The sequence below is a fragment of the Dactylosporangium siamense genome, assembly GCF_016862795.1.
Classification (GTDB): domain Bacteria; phylum Actinomycetota; class Actinomycetes; order Mycobacteriales; family Micromonosporaceae; genus Dactylosporangium; species Dactylosporangium siamense.
In genome coordinates this window covers 1-17,647 of the sequence record NZ_BONQ01000022.1, presented here as the reverse complement: position 1 = coordinate 17,647, position 17,647 = coordinate 1, and the positions used below count along the sequence as shown (strand labels likewise).

Below are 17,647 nucleotides of genomic sequence, written 5' to 3'. Positions count from 1 at the left end.
CACCAGCACCGGAACACATCACGCAAAGAGGCGGGACCGCACCAGCGCCAGAACACATCGCGCAGAGGGGCGGGACCGCGCCCGACCCGCGTGGGCGGGCGGACAAAGAGAGACCGGACCTCGACGGGTCCGCGGCAGCCTCCCCGCCGGACCATCGTCGCCGTCGCGAGATTGATCCTGCCGTTACAGTTTCGTGGGTGTCCGTCCGGCAGTGGCTCGTCGCCCTTCTCGCTATCATCACGCTCGCCGCCTGCGGAAGCGACAAAAGCGACGAACCAGCACCAAAAGCCGAGACGGCGCAAGCGCCAGTTGAAAGCGCATCGCAAAACAGCGCGTTGGGTGAGAATCCGACCAGGAACCCGAGCGGCACCACGAGTCAAAGCCCCGGCAAGAGCAAGGAAGACCTGGCCGCGGCGTTCGTCAAGCAGCAGCCCGGCACCCTCGGCATCGTGGTCCGCGACCGGCAGACCGGTGCGGCGTGGAAGGCGGGCAACACCACCGCCACCACCTGGACCGCGTCGACGATCAAGCTGGCGATCGCCACCGACCTGCTCGAACGGCACCGGCAGCAGTCCGTCGTCTTGGACGCCACGGATCGCGCCAACCTGGACAAGGCGCTCATCAACTCCGACAACGACGCGGCGACCGCGTTGTGGAACCGCTACGACGGTCCGGGGATGCTCGGGCGGTTCCAGCAGCGGTTCGGCATGAAGACCCTGAGCGTGGTCGCGGGCTACGACACGTTCTGGCGGAACCTGCGGTGCAGCGCCGAGGACCTGCAGGCGTTGATGGGCTACGTGCTGGACAAGCTCGACCCGGCCGACCGCGCGTACCTGGTCAAGACGCTGCGCAACGTCGCCGGCACCCAGCACTGGGGGGTCTGGGCCGCCGGCAGCGGACTGACCCCGGGCAACAAGGACGGCTGGGCGCAGAAGCCGGTCAACGGCCGGACGGTGTGGGTCACGCACACGGTCGGGTTCGCGGGTCCGGGCGAGCGCTACGTGGTGGCCGCCATGTACGAACAGGGCGCGAGCGGCACCCTCGACAAGGGCGCCCGTGCGGTGAGCGACGCGGTGGCGACGTACTTCGGGGCCCCCGTGCCGGCGAAGATCACAACGCCGTAGAGGGCCCCGTCGCAGCGAGCTAGTGGTAGAAGTGCCGCGTGCCGGTGAGGTACATCGTCACCCCGGCGGCGCGGGCTGCCTCGATGACCTCCTCGTCACGGATCGAGCCGCCCGGCTGCACGATGGCGGTGACGCCGGCCTCGATCAGCCCCTGCGGGCCGTCGGCGAAGGGGAAGAACGCGTCGGAGGCGGCCACGGAGCCGGCGGCCCGGTCGCCGGCGCGGGAGACCGCGAGGCGCACGGAGTCGACCCGGTTGACCTGGCCCATGCCGACGCCGACGGTCGCGCCGCCGGAGGCGAGCAGGATCGCGTTGGACTTGACCGCGCGCACGGCCCGCCAGGCGAACTCGAGGTCCCGCTTGACCTCGGGCGACGCCTCCGAACCCGTGACGAGCTTCCAGTTCGCGGGGTCGTCGCCGGGCGCGTCGACCCGGTCGGCGGCCTGGACCAGGACGCCACCGGAGACCTGCCGGGACTCGACCGCGGCCGGGGTCCACGCCGGGGCCTGCAGCACCCGCAGGTTCTTCTTGGCGGTGAGGACGGCGACCGCGCCCTCCTCGTACGCGGGAGCCACCACGACCTCGGTGAAGATCTCGCTGATCTGCTTCGCCAGGTCGACGGTGACGGGGGCGTTGACGGCGATCACCCCACCGAACGCGCTGACCGGGTCGCACGCGTGCGCCTTGCGGTGCGCGTCGGCCACGTCGGAGCCGATCGCGATGCCGCACGGGTTGGCGTGCTTGATGATCGCGACGCAGGGCTCGGTGAAGTCGTGCGCGGCGCGCCAGGCGGCGTCGGCGTCGACGTAGTTGTTGTAGGACATCTCCTTGCCGCCGAGCTGCTCCGCCTGGGCGAGGCCGGGGGCGGCGGCCGGGTCGACGTACAGCGCGGCCGCCTGGTGCGGGTTCTCCCCGTACCGCAGCGTGGCGGAGCGGCGCAGTGCCGTACCCGAGAAGTCCGAAGTATCGCGAGCAAACCACGCAGCAACAGCGACGTCATACTCGGCGATGTGCGCAAAAGCGACGCCAGCAAGCGCGCGGCGCTCATCCAGAGTAAAGCCACCACTGGACAAAGCGGACACAACGGCCGCATAGGACGCCGGCGACGTCACCACAGCGACAGAGGGAAAGTTCTTCGCCGCGGCCCGCACCATCGCCGGCCCGCCGATGTCGATCTGCTCCACGCACTCGTCGTCGGACGCACCCGACGCGACCGTGTCGGTGAACGGGTACAGGTTGGACACGAGCAGCTCGAACGGCTCGATCGACAGCTCGGACAGCTGCGCGGCGTGCGTCTCGAGCCGCAGGTCCGCGAGCAGCCCGGCGTGGACCCGGGGGTGGAGGGTCTTGACCCTGCCGTCGAGCGTCTCGGGGAACCCGGTGAGCTGCTCGACCTTGGTGACCGGCAGGCCGGCCGCCTCGATGCGGGCCGCTGTCGAGCCGGTGGAGACGAGCTCGACGCCGGCGCCGGCGAGGGCGCGCGCGAGCTCCTCCAGCCCGGTCTTGTCGTAGACGCTGATGAGCGCGCGCCTGATGGGACGGCGGTTAGCCACGACCCAACCTGACCTTTCGTTCGTTGACGGTCCAGCCTTCGCGGGCCATCCGGCCGACGGTGTCGACCAGCTGGCGGCGCTCGGCCACCTTGATCCGTTCGAGGAGCGTGTCCTCGGTGTCGTCGTCGAGGACGGGCACCGCGACCTGCGCGATGATCGCCCCGGTGTCGACGCCGCTGTCGACGAAGTGCAGCGTGGCGCCGGCGAGTTTCACCCCGTAGGTGAGGGCGTCCCGCGGCCCGTGCATGCCCGGAAACGCCGGGAGCAGCGCGTTGTGCGTATTCACATAACGGCCCTCGAACGAGGCGAGGAACCGCGGACCGACGAGTTTCATGAAGCCGGCCGAGACGATGAGGTCGGGCGCGAACCGCTCGCAGGACGCCGTCAGAAAAGCATCCCAGTCGTCCCGGGCCGCGAAATCACGGACGGCCGCCACGAAGGTCGGCACATCATGCTTGGCCGCCCTGGTGAGCCCTTCGATGTCGGGCCGATCGGAGCCGACGGCGACGACCGACGCACCATAGGAAGGGTCGGCGGTGGCATCGAGCAGCGCCTGCAGATTGGAACCGGAACCGGACACGAGCACGACAAGCCGAACGGTCACCGTGAAACTCTACCGACCGGGTCAGCCCTGCTCAGCGCCGGGCCGGGCGACATATAGTGGCAAATCAGGCGTGCTGTCGATGTTCCACCGTTCCGGCACTGCGAAGATTCGATCCTGACCAGTACGCTGCCAAAGTTCCGTATCCCCCTCGGGACTACCCTGATGCGAAACGCGTCTCGATAAGCAGTCCCCAGCCTTAGGAGCCACCGCAATGGGCTACCCACCACAGGGCCAGGATCCGTACGGGCAGCAGCAGCCGTACCAGGACCCCTACGGTCAGCAGCCGCAGTACGGCCAGCAGCCCCAGTACGGGCAGCCGCAGCAGCCGGACCCCTACGCCCAGCCTCAGCAGCCGGCGTACCAGGACCCGTACGCGCAGCCGCAGCAGCCCGCCTACCAGGACCCCTACGCGCAGCAGCCGCCGGTGTCCGGCCAGCCGTACCCGACCTCCGGCGGCGGATACCCGACCTCCGGTGGCGCGTACCCCGGCGGCGGCTACCAGCAGCCCGGCTACGGCCAGCCGCAGCAGCAGAACACGCTCGGCCTCGTCTCGATGATCCTCGGCATCGTGTCGATCCCGCTCGCCTGCTGCTACATCGGCGTCCTGCTCGGTGCCGCGGCGATCGTGCTCGGCTACCTCGGCCAGCAGAAGGTCAAGCAGGGCCTCGCCAACAACGGCGGCATGGCGCTCGCGGGCATCATCACCGGCGCCGTCGGCGTCATCATCGAGATCAGCTTCTGGGTCCTCTACGCCGCCGGCATGGCCAGCGGTTGGTTCACCGTTTACTAGACCCCGCGCTGAGCACCACGCAATCGCCCGGTTCGCTGTTCGCAGCGGCCGGGCCTTTTGCGTTTTTTCATTTGGTACCCCCACCGCAAGGCGCTCTGACAGCGCTGACGCGAAGGTGACCAGCCATCCGCCCACCCGCTGCCGCGTGACAACGGGCAACGACGTCGGCGCCGGGCAGCATCGCGAGGTGCACGGTCACGTCAGGGCGTCGCCTGCCGGACCCGCAGCGCGATCTTCGTGGCGGCCGTCGCCAGGACCGTGCCGATCGTCACCATCAGCATCGCCACGAACCCGACCGCGCCCGGATGCGGACCGACCTGCTCCAGGCCGCCGGCGCCGACCGAGCCGCTCGCCGCGACCGACACGAGCCCCAGCAGCAGCCCCGCGACCGGCCCGGCCAGCGCGGCCGCGCCGAGCAACGGCACCCAGCCCCGCGCCGGGTCGTTGCGCAGCGACCGGCGGGCCAGCAGCCAGCCCGCGACCAGCGCCGCCGCCAGGGGCAGCCCGAGCAACAAGGGCGCCCAGCCGGTCGCCGGCGTCGACGGCAGCCCGGCCAGCAGCGGCACCGCGGGCAGCCGGCCCATCGACACCTCGGCCGCGCTGATCGTCGTCTCCGCGCCGACGTCGAACCCCGGCCCGACCAGGTAGCTGGCGCTCCACGTGGCGACGTCGGGGATGTAGAAGCCGCACAGCACGACGAGGCCGACCTGCCCCGCCACGCCGGTGTGATAGTCGTCGATGATCTGACCGGCGTCGCCGCCGCTGACCGCGATCGCCATCCCGGCGACGGCGGCGCCGGCACCGAGGATGAGCAACGCGGCCATCGCGCCCGTGCGGGTCGCGTCGCGCACCACCGCGGGCAGCCGCCCGGCGAGCCGGGCCACGCCGCGGGCCTCGACGAACGCGCCGAGTCCCCCCGCCACCAGGCCGAACCCGGCGAAGGTGAGGCCCGCCCCGATGACGGAGACCTCGATGCCCCGGTGCCCGGCGACCAGCGCGGTGATGGCGCCCAGCAGCCCGTACACGACGGCGATGCACCCACCGGCGCGCGCCGCGGGCCACGGTGTCCAGGCACCTCCGGCGGGGCGGGCCCGGGCGCCGACGGCGCGGGCGGTGTGCACCCCGGCCCGGTAGACGCGCCAGGCGGCGACGGCGGTCAGCGCGAGCGGGGCGAGCGACACCGGACCGATCCCGGTGTACAGCGGGACCCAGTGCGCGAGCAACCAACCGGCCGCGCCGACGCGCAGGATCTGCCAGAGGGGAGCGCCGGAGCTGTCCATGGCGTGCAGCAGCCAGACCACGACGAGGGCCGGCACGAGCGTGACGAGGGCGGCCCACAGCGTGGTGACGGTGGCGGCGAGGATCAGCGGGGCGCGCCGGGCAGGGCGCCGGCCCGGGGGTCGGCCCCGGGTGGAGCGCCGCTGGATCGGCAGGCGGACGGTCTCCCGATCGGCCAGCCGGGTCGGGGCCCCGTCGTCTGGTTCCTCTGGGGTGGTCGGCATCGCTCTTACTCTGTCAAAGAGAGGACGGCCGGTCACTCACCCCGGCCGTCCCAAATCTCTTTACAGTGCTTTGACGAGATCGCGCATCAGGTTGGCGGTCTCGGTGGGGGTCTTGCCGACGCGGACGCCGGCGGCCTCCAGCGCGAGCTTCTTCGCGTCGGCGGTGCCCGCCGAGCCGGAGATGATCGCACCGGCGTGCCCCATGGTCTTGCCGGGCGGCGCGGTGAAGCCGGCGATGTAGCCGACGACCGGCTTGCGCACGTTGGCCCTGATGAAGTCGGCCGCACGCTCCTCGGCGTCGCCGCCGATCTCGCCGATCATGACGATCGCGGCGGTCTCCGGGTCGGCCTCGAACGCGGCGAGCGCGTCGATGTGCGTGGTGCCGATGACCGGGTCCCCACCGATGCCGATGCAGGTGGAGAAGCCGATGTCACGCAGCTCGTACATCATCTGGTACGTGAGCGTCCCCGACTTGCTGACCAGGCCGATCTTGCCCGGGCCGGTGATGTCGGCCGGGATGATGCCCGCGTTGGACTTGCCGGGGCTGGCGATGCCGGGGCAGTTGGGCCCGATGACCCGGGTCTTGCTGCCGGCCGACTGCAGGTGCGCCCAGAAGTTGGCCGTGTCGTGCACCGGCACGCCCTCGGTGATGACCACCGCGAGCGGGATCTGCGCGTCGATCGCCTCGAGCGTCGCGGACCTGGTGCCCGCCGGCGGGACGAAGATGACGCTGGTGTCGGCGCCCGTCTGCTCGATCGCCTCGGCCACGCTGGCGAACACCGGCAGCTTCGTGCCGTCGAAGTCGACCTGCGTGCCGGCCTTGCGCGGGTTGACGCCGCCGACCACGTTGGTGCCCGCGGCGAGCATCCGCCGGGTGTGCTTGGAGCCCTCGGCACCGGTCATGCCCTGGACGATGACCTTGCTGGACTCGGTCAGCCATACCGCCATGGTCGTTACACCCCACTCGCTGCGAGCTCGGCGGCGCGGCGGGCCGCACCGTCCATCGTGTCGACCCGCTCGATCAGCGGGTTGGCGGCGTCGTCGAGAATCCGGCGACCCTCTTCGGCGTTGTTGCCGTCGAGGCGGACCACGAGCGGCTTGGCGACCGCCTCGCCACGGTCCTTGAGCAGCTGCAGCGCCTGCACGATGCCGTTGGCGACGGCGTCGCAGGCGGTGATGCCGCCGAAGACGTTGACGAACACGCTCTTCACGTCCGGGTCGCCGAGCACGATCTCCAGCCCGTTGGCCATGACCTGGGCGCTGGCGCCACCGCCGATGTCCAGGAAGTTGGCCGGCTTGCTGCCGAGGCCCTCGCCCGCGTATGCCACCACGTCGAGCGTCGACATGACCAGACCCGCGCCGTTGCCGATGATGCCGACGTTGCCGTCGAGCTTCACGTAGTTGAGGTTCTTGGCCTTCGCCGCCTGCTCGAGCGGGTCGGCGGCGGCCTTGTCCTCGAGCTCCTCGTGATCCGCGTGGCGGAAGCCGGCGTTCTCGTCGAGGGTCACCTTCGCGTCCAGGCAGAGGACCGTGCCGTCGGTCGTCTTCGCCAGGGGGTTGACCTCGACCAGCGTGGCGTCCTCGGCGATGAACGCCTGCCACAGCTTGACCGCGATCGACACGACCTGGTCGGCGACGTCGGCGGGGAACTGCGCCTGCTCGACGATCGCGCGGGCCAGGGCCTCGTCGACACCCTTGGCCGCGTCGATCGCGACCTTGGCGACCTTCTCCGGCGCGTCGTGCGCGACGGTCTCGATCTCCATGCCGCCGGCGACGCTGGCGATGCACAGGAACGTGCGGTTCGCCCGGTCCAGCAGGTACGAGAAGTAGTACTCCTCGGCGATGTCGGCCGTGGTCGTGACCATGACCTTGTGGACCGTGTGGCCCTTGATGTCCATGCCGAGGATGTTGGTCGCGTGACTGGTGGCCTCGTCGGCACCCTCGGCGAGCTTCACGCCGCCGGCCTTGCCACGGCCACCAACCTTCACCTGGGCTTTGATGACAACCCGGCCGCCGAGTTCCTCGGCGATCGCACGGGCCTCTTCAGGGGTCTCGGCGACGCCGCCGCCCAGCACAGGCAACCCGTGCTTGGCGAAGAGGGCGCGCCCCTGGTACTCGTACAGGTCCACAGTGGTCCCGTTCCGTCAACCGTGCCGCCTGCCCCATCGCGAGGACGGCTCAACGCTCGCAGCCTAACCAGGTCTGAACAGGCTGCGACTTGGCGGGTGCACGGTGTGCCGGATTCCACAGCCGGTTCCCCTTTAGAGGTACACCGGCCCGGCCGCGTAACCCCGTCCACGGGCCGTCGTTGAGTGCAGTGTCGGCCCGCCCGCGTGGGTCACCCCGAGGGGTAGGGCCGGCACCAAAAGGCGGCCGATGCCCTGTCGGTCGAGGGGTGGCGGCGGGGCATCGTGCGATAGAGAGGCCGGACGTGTGAGGGGTGCGTCCGGCCTCTCCCCCTTTTCCCGTTTCCTTCTTTTCGGCTCTTTTTACATATAGAGCCGTCGATCAGGCATGCGCCGCCACGATGTGCGCCTGCGCCCATTCCACGATCGACTGCGTGGTCGCCCCGGGCGTGAAGATCTTCTTGACCCCGAGCCGCTCCAGCTCCGGCAGGTCGTCGTCGGGAATGATGCCGCCACCGAACACCAGGATGTCATCGGCGCCACGCTCGGCGAGCAGCTCGATGACCTTCCGGAACAGCGTCATGTGCGCCCCGGACAGGACCGACAGGCCGACCGCGTCGGCGTCCTCCTGGATGGCGGTCTCCACGATCTGCTCCGGTGTCTGGTGCAGGCCCGTGTAGATGACTTCCATCCCGGCGTCCCGGAGCGCCCTGGCCACGATCTTGACGCCTCGGTCATGCCCGTCGAGACCGGGCTTGGCGATGACGACGCGGGTCCGCGCGCTCATCCTCACGGTCCTTCCCGTTTGGGCGCACCGCTCCGTTGCGGCGCACACCTCGGGCCGAAGGTACCGCATCGAACGTCCGCAACGACCTTGCGCACCCACAGTTACGCACAACCAACCCCCCGGGCACTCATTGCACCTACCGGCCTGTCGCTGCTTGTGGCGCGCATTCCACATTGGCTACGGTGACCTGCGGCTCAGCATTTGCAATGCGTTTACGGTTCCGTCATATCGGAATTGCCGCCTTTGCCGGGACAGCCGGTTCATATCGAACCGTCGTGTTTCCCCGAGGGGCACCTAGGAGGTGGCGCGTGGACGAAGCACCGCAGCGGCGCGGCGCCTACCGCGGCCGCCGCCGGGCCGAGTCGCCCCGCACCCGCTACGCCGCCGTGTTCACCACCGCCGTCGTCGGCGCCGGCATTGTCGCCCTCGGCGTCTCCACCGCCCTGCCGGAGCCACGCAACGACCTGTCCCTCGAGGCCAGCGGCAACTTCGACGACGTCAGCGTCCGCGGCACCGACGACCGCGCCAGCCGCTCCCGCACCACGCCCATGTCGACGGTCAACATGCCCGCCCCCGACGTGTGGATCCTGCCGATGCCGCGCTACACCCTGACGTCCTTCTACGGCGAACGCTGGGGGCGCCTGCACCCCGGCGTCGACCTGGGCGCCCCCCAGGGCACCCCCTTCAACGCCGTCGCGGCCGGCAAGGTCATCCTCTGCCGCTGGAACGGCGGCTACGGCTACAACGTCATGATCGACCACGGCGGCGGCATCGTCACCGTCTACGGCCACGCCTCCAAGCTCCTGTGCAAGGAAGGCCAACTCGTGAAGGCCGGCGACCGGATCGCCCTCACCGGCAACACCGGCCACTCGTTCGGCGCCCACCTGCACTTCGAGGTCCGCGAGAACGACAAGCCGGTCGAGCCCCTCGCCTTCATGCGCAAGCACGGCGTGGACATCCAGAAGCACACCGAGGACATCTACAACTGACCGGGATCTATCCCCGCGACGGCGGCAGGACCCGGTTCAGCCGGGCGGCGATGGCCCCGCGATTCCGGCCGAACTCGCTCATGAGCTCGTTGACGGTCGCGCCCTGCGCGGCACGTTCAGCGAGCCGGGCGTCGTCCTCCGGCCGCCACGGCTTGTGCGAGTTGGGGTGGACCCGGCGCAGGTCCTCCATCGTGTAGGCAGGAGTGTGCGGCGTCTTGGCCTCACGCGGCTCGTGACGGACGCCGCCGGCGGCTCGGCCCACCCCAGCGACGACCGGGGCATCCGGCGTCTCCGCCGCACCCTGGCCGGCGCCGCCGCTGCGCGGTGTCGGCACCCGCACCACGTGCGTGGCCACCAGGTGCGGATCGGCGGCCGCGGTGAGGAGCAACTGGACCAGCATGGGCAGGTGCAGGGCAGGCAGATGGCCCCGCACCCTGGCGATGACCCGTCCGTCGTTGTCAGCGCCGGTCACCTCGACCGTGAGTCCTTCCGGCCCGTCAGCGGCGACCAGTTCGTAGTGCGAGTGCCCGTCGCCGAGTTCCCACGACTTCAGCGCGGGCGCGGCCGACGACACAGACGGACCGGACACAGCCATCGATGGCCACCTTCCGTGATCGGATGACTACCACCATAGGGCAGCTCGGATCACGGCGACGTCCCCAAGGCCGCCCGGGACGGACCATGGTTTCCGGCTCGCCGGCGCCGTGGCCCGAGGCGCCGGCGAAACGGCACCCGATCCGGGTCGCGCGAAGACACCGTCCGTGCGTCCGCACCGCAGGCGGCGCGTCGCGAGTGAGCGGACGGCGCGGCGGTCAGAGCTTGTCGATGGGGGCGTGGCGCAGGACGATCCACATCACCTGGTCGCCGAAGTCGACCTGGGCCTGGGCGCGAGGGCCCGCGCCCTCCACGGCCAGGACACGGCCGAGGCCGTAGCGCTGGTGGTTGACGCGGTCGCCGACGGTCAGGGAAGGGACATCGCGGGCGAGCTCGCTGGCGGTGGAGAGCTTGGAGGCGTCGAGGCCGAGTTTGGCGGCGAGCTGGGCCGCCTTCGGGGTGCCGCCGACGAAGGAGGACGTGCGGGACTGGGCGGGGCCGGTGTTGCGGCCGCCGTGGCCACCGCCGCCGGACCAGCTCGTATACGCCGCGTCGGTGCGCTCCCACCGGACCAGCTCGGGTGGCAGCTCCTCGAGGAAGCGTGACGGCGGGTTGTACGAGGGCTGGCCCCAGGCGGAGCGGGTGACCGCGCGGGAGATGTAGAGACGCAGGCGGGCCCGGGTGATGCCGACGTAGGCCAGGCGGCGCTCCTCCTCCAGCTCCTTGCGGTCGCTCATGGAGCGCTGGTGGGGGAAGACGCTGTCCTCGAGGCCGGTGAGGAAGACGACGGGGAACTCGAGGCCCTTGGCGGTGTGCAGGGTCATGAGGGTGACGACGCCGGTGTGGTCGGGGTCGTCGGTGGGGATCTGGTCGGCGTCGGCGACGAGGGAGACCTGCTCCAGGAAGCCGGCGACGGTGGGCGGCGGGGCGGCGGTGGCGTCGCCCTGCTCGGCGGCGACGGCGATGGTGGCCTCGGCCCGCTCGGTGTATTCGCGGGCGACGCTGACCAGCTCCTGCAGGTTCTCCACCCGGCCGACCTCCTGCGGGTCGGTGCTCTCCTCCAGCTCGCCGAGGTAGCCGGAGCGCTCGATGGCGGCCTCGAGGACCTCCTCGGGCAGGGCGGTCTCGGCGAGGGTGCGCAGCTCGTCCAGCAACGCGACGAAGTCGCCGATCGCGTTGACGGCGCGGGTGGAGATGCCCGGGGCCTCGGCGGCGCGGCGCAGGGCGGCACCGAAGGAGATGCGCTCACGGGCGGCGAGCGCCTCGACGCACGCCTCGGCGCGGTCGCCGATGCCGCGGCGGGGGGTGTTGAGGATCCGGCGGATGCTGACGACGTCGTCGTCGTTGACCACGGCGCGCAGGTAGGCGAGGGCGTCGCGGACCTCTTTGCGCTCGTAGAACCGGACGCCGCCGACGACCTTGTAGGGCAGGCCGAAGCGGATGAACATCTCCTCGAACACGCGGGACTGCGCGTTGGTGCGGTAGAAGACGGCGACGTCGGCGGGGCGAACACCGGCGTTGTCGGAGAGCCGGTCGATCTCGCGGGCGACCCAGTCGGCCTCGGCGTGCTCGGTGTCGGCGACATAGCCGACGATCTGCTCGCCGGCGCCCTGGTCGCTCCACAGGCGCTTTTCCTTGCGCTCGGTGTTGCGGCCGATGACGGCGTTGGCGGCGGACAGGATCGTCTGGGTGGAGCGGTAGTTCTGCTCGAGCAGGATGGTGCGGGCGCTGGGATAGTCGCGCTCGAACTCGAGGATGTTGCGGATCGTGGCGCCGCGGAACGCATAGATCGACTGGTCGGCGTCGCCGACGACGCACAGCTCACCGGTCTTGCCGACGAGCTCCTTCACCAGCATGTATTGCGCGTGGTTGGTGTCCTGGTATTCATCGACGAGGACGTGGCGGAACCGGCGCCGATAGGTCTCGGCGACCTCGGGGTGGCTCTGCAACAGGTGCACGACGCGCATGATCAGGTCGTCGAAGTCGAGCGCGTGGGCCTCGGTGAGGCGCTGCTGATAAAGCGTGTAGGCCTCGGCCAGGGTCCGCTCGGCGGGGCCGACCGCCTTGGCGGTGAAGGCCTCGGGGTCGATCAGCTCGTTCTTCAGGTTGGAGACCTGCGCGGCCAGGCCGCGGGCCGGATAGCGTTTCGGGTCGAGGTCGAGCTCGCGGATCACGAGCTGCATGAGCCGGCGGGAGTCGTCGGCGTCATAGATCGAGAACGTCGACTTGAGGCCGGCGTGGTCGTGCTCGGCCCGCAGGATGCGCACGCACGCCGAGTGGAACGTCGACACCCACATCAGCCGGGCGCGGCCGCCGACGAGGTTGGCGACGCGCTCCTTCATCTCGCCGGCGGCCTTGTTGGTGAAGGTGATCGCGATGATCTCGCCGGGGTGCACGGCACGGGCCGCGAGCAGATAGGCGATCCGGCTGGTCAGCACCTTGGTCTTGCCCGAGCCGGCGCCGGCCACGATGAGCAGCGGGGAACCCTCGTGGGTCACCGCGTCGCGCTGCGGACCGTTGAGCCCGTCGAGCAGGGCCTCCGGGTCGCGGCGGCCTTCCGCACGCTCGCGGGCGGGGCCACGCTGTGGCTGAGCGGGGGCGGAAGCGGTCACGCCGGCCGGCTCTGACTGGGGAAGATCGAAGAGAGCATGCATCGCACGGGCGAGTCTATGCCGACCCACTGACAGAAAACCGCCGGAGCACTTCACGTCGCCGAGAATCCCGTGCCATACTCGACGACGTGATCGAGCAGGTGCGGCCCTACTTTTTTTACGGCTCCGGGAGTCCGGCAGCCGTAGGTCGCGCCTGAACGCTGAACCTACCGACGCCCCGGGCTCCCGAGCCCGGGGCGTTCGCGTTCCCGGGGCGGGGCACCAGAGCCAGACTGACAAGGACGAGAGAATGGCCGCCATCACCATGGAACAGCAGCCCGCCGCCGACGAGCACATCGCCGGCCTGCGCAACAGGATCGACGAGATCGACGCGGCGCTGGTCGCGCTCTGGAAGGAGCGCGCCGCGATCTCCCGCGAGGTCGGCGCGACCCGCGTCGCCGCCGGCGGCACCCGTCTGGTGCTGTCGCGCGAGCGGGAGATCCTGGAGCGCTTCTCCGCCGAGCTCGGCGCCGACGGCACCCAGCTGGCCCTGCTGATCCTCCGCGCCGGCCGCGGCCCCCTGTAACCAGAGCCTGTAATCAAGGCCGCAGCCCCTGCGGCCGAAAAGCAGATCAAAAAGCGATACAACAGGAAGCATGAGCTTCCCGAGATCGGCCACACCACTGCAGGACGTGCAGCGCGTCCTCTGCGTGCTCGCCCACCCCGACGACGTCGACTTCGGCAGCGCCGGCACCGTCGCCGGCTGGGTGGACGCCGGGATCGAGGTGGGCTACCTGTTGGTGACGCGCGGCGACGCCGGCGGATTCGACGACACCCCGCGGGAGCTGATGCCGGCCCTGCGGGAGGCGGAGCAGCGCGCGGCGGCCGCGGTCGTCGGGGTCAACCACGTCGAGTTCCTCGACGGGTACCACGACGGCATCCTGACGCCGTCGATCGAGCTGCGGCGCGACATCACCGCGGCGATCCGCAGGTTCCGCCCCGACCGGGTGCTGACCAACTCGCCCCTGCGCCGCTGGGACCGGATCGCCGGCCCGAGCCACCCCGACCATCTGGCGGCCGGGGAGGCGGCGACGTGCGCGGTGTATCCGGACGCGCGCAACCCGTTCACCTTCACGGACCTCGACCTGCCGGCCTGGACGGTCCGTGAGATCTGGTACTCCGGCGGCCCGGATCCGGATCACGTGGTCGACATCACCGGGACGTACGAGCGCAAGCTCAAGGCGCTGCGGGCCCACGTGTCACAGACGTCCCACCTGGAGGACCTCGACGGCCTGCTGCGCCAGCGCCTGGCGGCCACGGCGAGCGCGGCGGGCCTCCCCGAGGGCGCCCTGGCCGAGGCGTTCTCCGTGTTCCACACCGCCTGAAAAAAGCAGCCTGACAAAACACACCGGGACGGCCGCAGAAGCGGCCGCCCCGGAGCGCACAACCAAGCGTTACGCGGTGAAGCGGACCCGCCGGCGGCGAACCACCAGCAGCAGCGCCACGCCACCCGCGACGAGCAGCACGCCCGCGGTGATCGCACCGGTGAGCTTCACACCGGTGACCGGCAGGCTCGGCGGCGGCGGGGTCACGGTGACCGTGGCCTTCGCCTGCAGCTTGGTGCCGGTGACGCCGGCCAGGATCAGCTTCTGCGTGTCGTGCGGCCGCTGGGTGGTGACGAACATCCGGCCGATCGGCACGGAGCCGCTGCCCGAGGCCTCGATGTTGACGGTGCCCGCGGCGTCGGCGAGGACCCAGAACTTGCCGCCGTCCGGCAGCGTGGTGACGGGCTTGCCGTCGGCGTCCACGAGCTTGCCACCGGTGGCGGTGAGGGTGGCGGTGCCGCCGCCCGACGCGATGGTGAACGGCCCGATCTTCTTGCCGGCCTCACCGGTCAGGGTGGCCGGGTTGATCTCGAGCTTCGGCTTCGGGTCCTCGGACGGGCTCTTCGCCGCCTTCACGAGGTACTCGCTGACCGCGACGATGATCTTGTACTCGTCCAGCGTGTTGCCGGTGTTGAGGCCCTCGTTGTCACCGCGCAGGGCGAAGATGTCGCCGTCGGTGAGCGTCCAGATCGCGCTCTGCGTGCCGGCGTAGACCAGCTTCTCGAGCAGTTCGGCGCTGGCACCGGCGGGCTTGGTGACCTTGGCGGCGGCGAGCACGCCGTCCACACCAACGGTCGGGATCGAGTGCGTCAGCACCCACCGCACCTGGCCGAGCTCCTCCTTGGAGGGCGTCGGGTTCTTGTTGTCGCCCCAGGAGGACTCAACATACGTATTGATCTTGATTTCACGGCTGAAATCGATGCAGTACGCGAGAACCGGCGCCGCGTCCCCGACCTTGATCTGCAGGCGCGGAGCGCCGGTCAGGTTGCCGAGCGGGTTGTGGCTGGTGTTCTTCGAGTTGATGACCTTGATCGCTGCCGGGCTCTTCGGGTCATCGAGGTAGATCTGGGTGCCGGCGACCGGGGTCGCCAGCGGGTCGGCGAAGGCGATGCCCGCGCCACTGAGGGCAACGGCACCTCCGACGAGCACCGCTGCGGCCAGGCCGACCAGGCGGGGAAGGTGAGACACGAGACGGGACCACCTTTGGAGAAAAATAGGGGGACGCTCGTTTCTAGCGGTACGAGGGCCCTTCTGTCACCTCGTACGTCACACCAGTCACACCAGTCACACCGGTTTGTCCGGATAAACCCAGGAAAAATTCAGACCAGACGGCGATCCGCGGCCCAGCGGGACAGCTCATACCGGTTCGACATCTGCAGTTTGCGCAGGACGTTCGACACGTGCGTCTCGACCGTCTTGATCGAGATGTAGAGCTCCTTCGCGATCTCCTTGTACGCGTACCCCCGCGCCAGCAGCCGCAGCACCTCCCGCTCCCGGTTGGTCAGCTGGTCCAGCTCCGGGTCGGCGACCGGGGCGTCGGGCCGCGCGGCGAACGCGTCGAGCACGAACCCGGCGAGGCGCGGGCTGAACACGGCGTCCCCGTCGGCAACCCGGCGGATCGCGTCGGCGAGCTCGTCCGGCGAGATGGTCTTGGTGACGTATCCCCGCGCGCCGGCCCGGATCAGCCCGATGACGTCCTCGGCGGCGTCGGACACCGACAGCGCCAGGAACTTCACCTGCGGCCGGCTGCGGCGCATCGCGTCGAGGACGGCCCGCCCGCCGCCGTCGGGCATGTGGACGTCGAGCAGCACCACGTCGGGCTCCAGCGCGGTGATCTTCTGGACCGCCTCGGCGACCCCGCTCGCCTCGCCGATCACGTCGACGTGCACGCCCAGCTCGGCACGGACCCCCGCGCGGAACATGGCGTGGTCGTCGACCAGGAACACCCGCAGGCGCTGGGTCTCGTCAGTCATTTCTTCTCCGTATCGATGGGCAGGCTCAACCGCACCTCGGTGCCGTCGCCCGGTGTGCTGCGGATCTCGGCCTTGCCCCCGTGCCGCTGCATGCGGGCGAGGATCGAGCCGCGGACGCCGTGCCGGTCGGCCTCCACGGCGGTGAGCTCGAAGCCGACGCCCCGGTCCCGGACGAACACGCTCACGCAGTCGGGCTCGACCTCCGCGTAGAGCGAGATCGTCTCGACCTTGGCGTGCTTGGCCGCGTTGACCAGGGCCTCCCGGGCGGCGGCGACGATCGCCGCGACCCGCTCGTCGACGTCGAGGTCGCCGACGACCACGGTCTCGACCGCGATCGCGAACGTGTCCTCGACCTCGGCCGACGCCTCCTCCAGGGCGGCGCCGAACTTCTCCGTCGGCGAGGCGGTCGGCTTGTACAGCCAGTTGCGCAGGGTCCGCTCCTGGCCGCGGGCGAGGCGCTGGACCTCCTTGAGGTCACCGGCGTTGCGCTGGATCAGGGCGAGGGTGTGCAGCACCTGGTCGTGCACCATGGCGGCGAGCTCGGCCCGCTCCTGCTCGCGCACCCGCGCCTCGCGCTCGGTGCTCAGCTGGGTGAACATCCGGTAGAGCAGCGGGGCGAGCGCCAGACCGACCCCGGCCAGGGCGACGGCGGCGAAGCCGAGCCCGTAGCCGATCGAGGCCAGGTTCGCGCCGGCGAGGGGTACCCCCGCGACGAAGGCACCGATGATGCCGACGACGACGAGCAGCCCACCACCGATGAACCGCACGAGGTAGGACTTGCGGTTGTTGTCCATCACCGCGCCGAGCCACGGCATTCCCGGCACGGTCGCCGACCAGCGCTCGCGGCGCTTCGGGTCCGCCTGGTGCCAGATGATGCCGGCGCCCAGCGCGATGACCGCGGCCAGCCAGCCGATCACCGACTGGATGCCGTCGCTGGGCTCCACCATGAGCACCAGCAGCACCATGCCGATGCCGAGCGCGAGGAACGAGAACAGCTGGTTGACGTTGCGCCGGCTGGGCCCCAGGTGCGGCGGCATCGGCAGCACCGCCCAGAACGCGGCGTAGAGCAGCGCGCCGAGCCCCCAGAACGCGGCGAGCACCACGAACGCCACCCGGATCAGCACCACGGAGGCGCCCAGGTGCGCGGCGATGCCGGCGGCGACGCCCGCGACGACCCGGTCCGCGGGCTCGCGGTAGAGGCGGCGGATCGGCACTGGGCTGGTCATCAGGCTCGTTTCAACGCGTGGTCGGGTGAGGTCCCCCGAATCGTCACACGTGGACCGGCGCCTGGACCACTCCGAGCGACCCCGGAACCGGCAAATCAGGGTGGTGTCAGGGTCGATGCCTGAGGCGGACCGGGCGCCCCGTCAGCGAACATCAGTGGCATGACGAACCCGCCTGCCGCCGACGAGCCGGCGGCCGCACGAGCAAATGCAGAAGATCAAGAGCCGGATGATGTACGGGTGGAGCCCCGCTACGAGGCCGACTACCTGACCGACTCCCCTGCCGACGCCGAACGGTCCGACCCGGTGAGCGATGCCCCTGTGAGCGCCGCCCCGGTCAGCGCCGCGCCGGTCAGCGCCGCGCCGGTCAGCGCCGCGCCCGTCAGCGCGGCCCCGGTCAGCGCCGC

At 70.6% G+C, this 17,647-nt stretch carries 17 protein-coding genes; 5 read left to right on the top strand and 12 right to left on the bottom strand.

Translation table 11 applies throughout. The annotated features are described in order from the left end of the window. Positions 1 to 335 precede the first annotated feature (335 nt). Complete coding sequence (locus Dsi01nite_RS06820; RefSeq protein ID WP_203845173.1) at positions 336 to 1,124, top strand: serine hydrolase; 789 nt, start codon at positions 336 to 338, stop codon at positions 1,122 to 1,124. Positions 1,125 to 1,143: 19 nt separating this feature from the next. On the opposite strand, the gene purH is transcribed toward Dsi01nite_RS06820, so the two are convergent. Then, the gene (gene purH, locus Dsi01nite_RS06815; protein ID WP_203845172.1) at positions 1,144 to 2,676 is read right to left on the bottom strand and encodes a bifunctional phosphoribosylaminoimidazolecarboxamide formyltransferase/IMP cyclohydrolase; all 1,533 of its coding nucleotides are present in this window, start codon (positions 2,674 to 2,676) and stop codon (positions 1,144 to 1,146) included. Next, a complete protein-coding gene (gene purN / locus Dsi01nite_RS06810; protein WP_203845171.1) occupies positions 2,669 to 3,280 on the bottom strand; it encodes a phosphoribosylglycinamide formyltransferase in 612 nt (203 codons plus the stop codon). The genes purH and purN overlap by 8 nt, the downstream gene beginning before the upstream one ends. A 211-nt stretch (positions 3,281 to 3,491) precedes the next feature. Between purN and Dsi01nite_RS06805 the strand changes: the two genes are divergently transcribed. Next, positions 3,492 to 4,070, top strand: coding sequence for a DUF4190 domain-containing protein (locus Dsi01nite_RS06805; RefSeq protein ID WP_203845170.1), 579 nt, complete (start codon positions 3,492 to 3,494; stop codon positions 4,068 to 4,070). A 200-nt stretch (positions 4,071 to 4,270) separates the two neighbouring features. On the opposite strand, the gene Dsi01nite_RS06800 is transcribed toward Dsi01nite_RS06805, so the two are convergent. The 4 genes from Dsi01nite_RS06800 to icmB all read right to left on the bottom strand — a co-directional run bounded on the left by Dsi01nite_RS06800 (position 4,271) and on the right by icmB (position 8,485). Next, positions 4,271 to 5,572 (bottom strand): cell division protein PerM, encoded by a 1,302-nt coding sequence (locus Dsi01nite_RS06800; RefSeq protein ID WP_239135736.1) that lies wholly within the window; start codon positions 5,570 to 5,572, stop codon positions 4,271 to 4,273. A 60-nt stretch (positions 5,573 to 5,632) separates the two neighbouring features. After that, positions 5,633 to 6,520: a succinate--CoA ligase subunit alpha gene (gene sucD / locus Dsi01nite_RS06795; RefSeq protein ID WP_203845169.1), complete on the bottom strand. Its 888-nt coding sequence runs from the start codon at positions 6,518 to 6,520 to the stop codon at positions 5,633 to 5,635. Between the two features lie 5 nt (positions 6,521 to 6,525). Continuing rightward, on the bottom strand, positions 6,526 to 7,701 hold the full coding sequence (gene sucC, locus Dsi01nite_RS06790; RefSeq protein ID WP_203845168.1) for an ADP-forming succinate--CoA ligase subunit beta: 1,176 nt from the start codon (positions 7,699 to 7,701) through the stop codon (positions 6,526 to 6,528). Between the two features lie 379 nt (positions 7,702 to 8,080). Further along, a complete protein-coding gene (gene icmB / locus Dsi01nite_RS06785) occupies positions 8,081 to 8,485 on the bottom strand; it encodes a coenzyme B12-dependent isobutyryl CoA mutase small subunit (RefSeq protein WP_203845167.1) in 405 nt (134 codons plus the stop codon). Between the two features lie 308 nt (positions 8,486 to 8,793). Between icmB and Dsi01nite_RS06780 the strand changes: the two genes are divergently transcribed. After that, positions 8,794 to 9,474: a M23 family metallopeptidase gene (locus Dsi01nite_RS06780; protein ID WP_239135735.1), complete on the top strand. Its 681-nt coding sequence runs from the start codon at positions 8,794 to 8,796 to the stop codon at positions 9,472 to 9,474. Between the two features lie 7 nt (positions 9,475 to 9,481). On the opposite strand, the gene Dsi01nite_RS06775 is transcribed toward Dsi01nite_RS06780, so the two are convergent. Together Dsi01nite_RS06775 and pcrA are read right to left on the bottom strand one after the other, a co-directional pair. Then, positions 9,482 to 10,069, bottom strand: coding sequence for a hypothetical protein (locus Dsi01nite_RS06775; protein WP_203845165.1), 588 nt, complete (start codon positions 10,067 to 10,069; stop codon positions 9,482 to 9,484). A gap of 217 nt (positions 10,070 to 10,286) precedes the next feature. Continuing rightward, positions 10,287 to 12,722: a DNA helicase PcrA gene (gene pcrA / locus Dsi01nite_RS06770; protein WP_203845164.1), complete on the bottom strand. Its 2,436-nt coding sequence runs from the start codon at positions 12,720 to 12,722 to the stop codon at positions 10,287 to 10,289. Between pcrA and Dsi01nite_RS06765 the strand changes: the two genes are divergently transcribed. Next, positions 12,721 to 13,245, top strand: a complete 525-nt coding sequence (locus Dsi01nite_RS06765; RefSeq protein ID WP_308442021.1) for a chorismate mutase — start codon at positions 12,721 to 12,723, stop codon at positions 13,243 to 13,245. The two genes, pcrA and Dsi01nite_RS06765, sit on opposite strands and share 2 nt — an antisense overlap. A gap of 70 nt (positions 13,246 to 13,315) precedes the next feature. Then, positions 13,316 to 14,044, top strand: a complete 729-nt coding sequence (locus Dsi01nite_RS06760; protein ID WP_239135734.1) for a PIG-L deacetylase family protein — start codon at positions 13,316 to 13,318, stop codon at positions 14,042 to 14,044. A gap of 69 nt (positions 14,045 to 14,113) precedes the next feature. Here the strand turns inward: Dsi01nite_RS06760 and Dsi01nite_RS58255 are convergent, their stop codons facing one another. The 4 genes from Dsi01nite_RS58255 to Dsi01nite_RS58845 form a co-directional block, all read right to left on the bottom strand. Beyond that, complete coding sequence (locus Dsi01nite_RS58255) at positions 14,114 to 15,232, bottom strand: thioester domain-containing protein (protein ID WP_203845163.1); 1,119 nt, start codon at positions 15,230 to 15,232, stop codon at positions 14,114 to 14,116. A 131-nt stretch (positions 15,233 to 15,363) separates the two neighbouring features. Further along, positions 15,364 to 16,017 carry a response regulator gene (locus tag Dsi01nite_RS06750; RefSeq protein WP_203845162.1) on the bottom strand — a complete coding sequence of 218 codons (654 nt, stop codon included), beginning with the start codon at positions 16,015 to 16,017 and terminating at the stop codon, positions 15,364 to 15,366. Continuing rightward, positions 16,014 to 17,243, bottom strand: a complete 1,230-nt coding sequence (locus Dsi01nite_RS06745) for an ATP-binding protein (protein ID WP_203845161.1) — start codon at positions 17,241 to 17,243, stop codon at positions 16,014 to 16,016. Before Dsi01nite_RS06745 ends, Dsi01nite_RS06750 begins: the two co-directional genes overlap by 4 nt. 260 nt (positions 17,244 to 17,503) lie before the next feature. Continuing rightward, positions 17,504 to 17,641 (bottom strand): pentapeptide repeat-containing protein, encoded by a 138-nt coding sequence (locus tag Dsi01nite_RS58845; RefSeq protein ID WP_373318736.1) that lies wholly within the window; start codon positions 17,639 to 17,641, stop codon positions 17,504 to 17,506. Positions 17,642 to 17,647: the final 6 nt, after the last annotated feature.

Excerpts from the sequence above, each read along its gene's own strand:
- sucD (WP_203845169.1), bottom strand. The coding sequence starts at position 6,520 with ATGGCGGTATGGCTGACCGAGTCCAGCAAGGTCATCGTCCAGGGCATG.
- Dsi01nite_RS06800 (WP_239135736.1), bottom strand. The coding sequence starts at position 5,572 with ATGCCGACCACCCCAGAGGAACCAGACGACGGGGCCCCGACCCGGCTG.
- pcrA (WP_203845164.1), bottom strand. The coding sequence starts at position 12,722 with ATGCATGCTCTCTTCGATCTTCCCCAGTCAGAGCCGGCCGGCGTGACC.
- Dsi01nite_RS06745 (WP_203845161.1), bottom strand. The coding sequence starts at position 17,243 with ATGACCAGCCCAGTGCCGATCCGCCGCCTCTACCGCGAGCCCGCGGAC.
- Dsi01nite_RS06775 (WP_203845165.1), bottom strand. The coding sequence starts at position 10,069 with ATGGCTGTGTCCGGTCCGTCTGTGTCGTCGGCCGCGCCCGCGCTGAAG.
- icmB (WP_203845167.1), bottom strand. The coding sequence starts at position 8,485 with ATGAGCGCGCGGACCCGCGTCGTCATCGCCAAGCCCGGTCTCGACGGG.
- Dsi01nite_RS06805 (WP_203845170.1), top strand. The coding sequence starts at position 3,492 with ATGGGCTACCCACCACAGGGCCAGGATCCGTACGGGCAGCAGCAGCCG.
- Dsi01nite_RS06760 (WP_239135734.1), top strand. The coding sequence starts at position 13,316 with ATGAGCTTCCCGAGATCGGCCACACCACTGCAGGACGTGCAGCGCGTC.
- Dsi01nite_RS06750 (WP_203845162.1), bottom strand. The coding sequence starts at position 16,017 with ATGACTGACGAGACCCAGCGCCTGCGGGTGTTCCTGGTCGACGACCAC.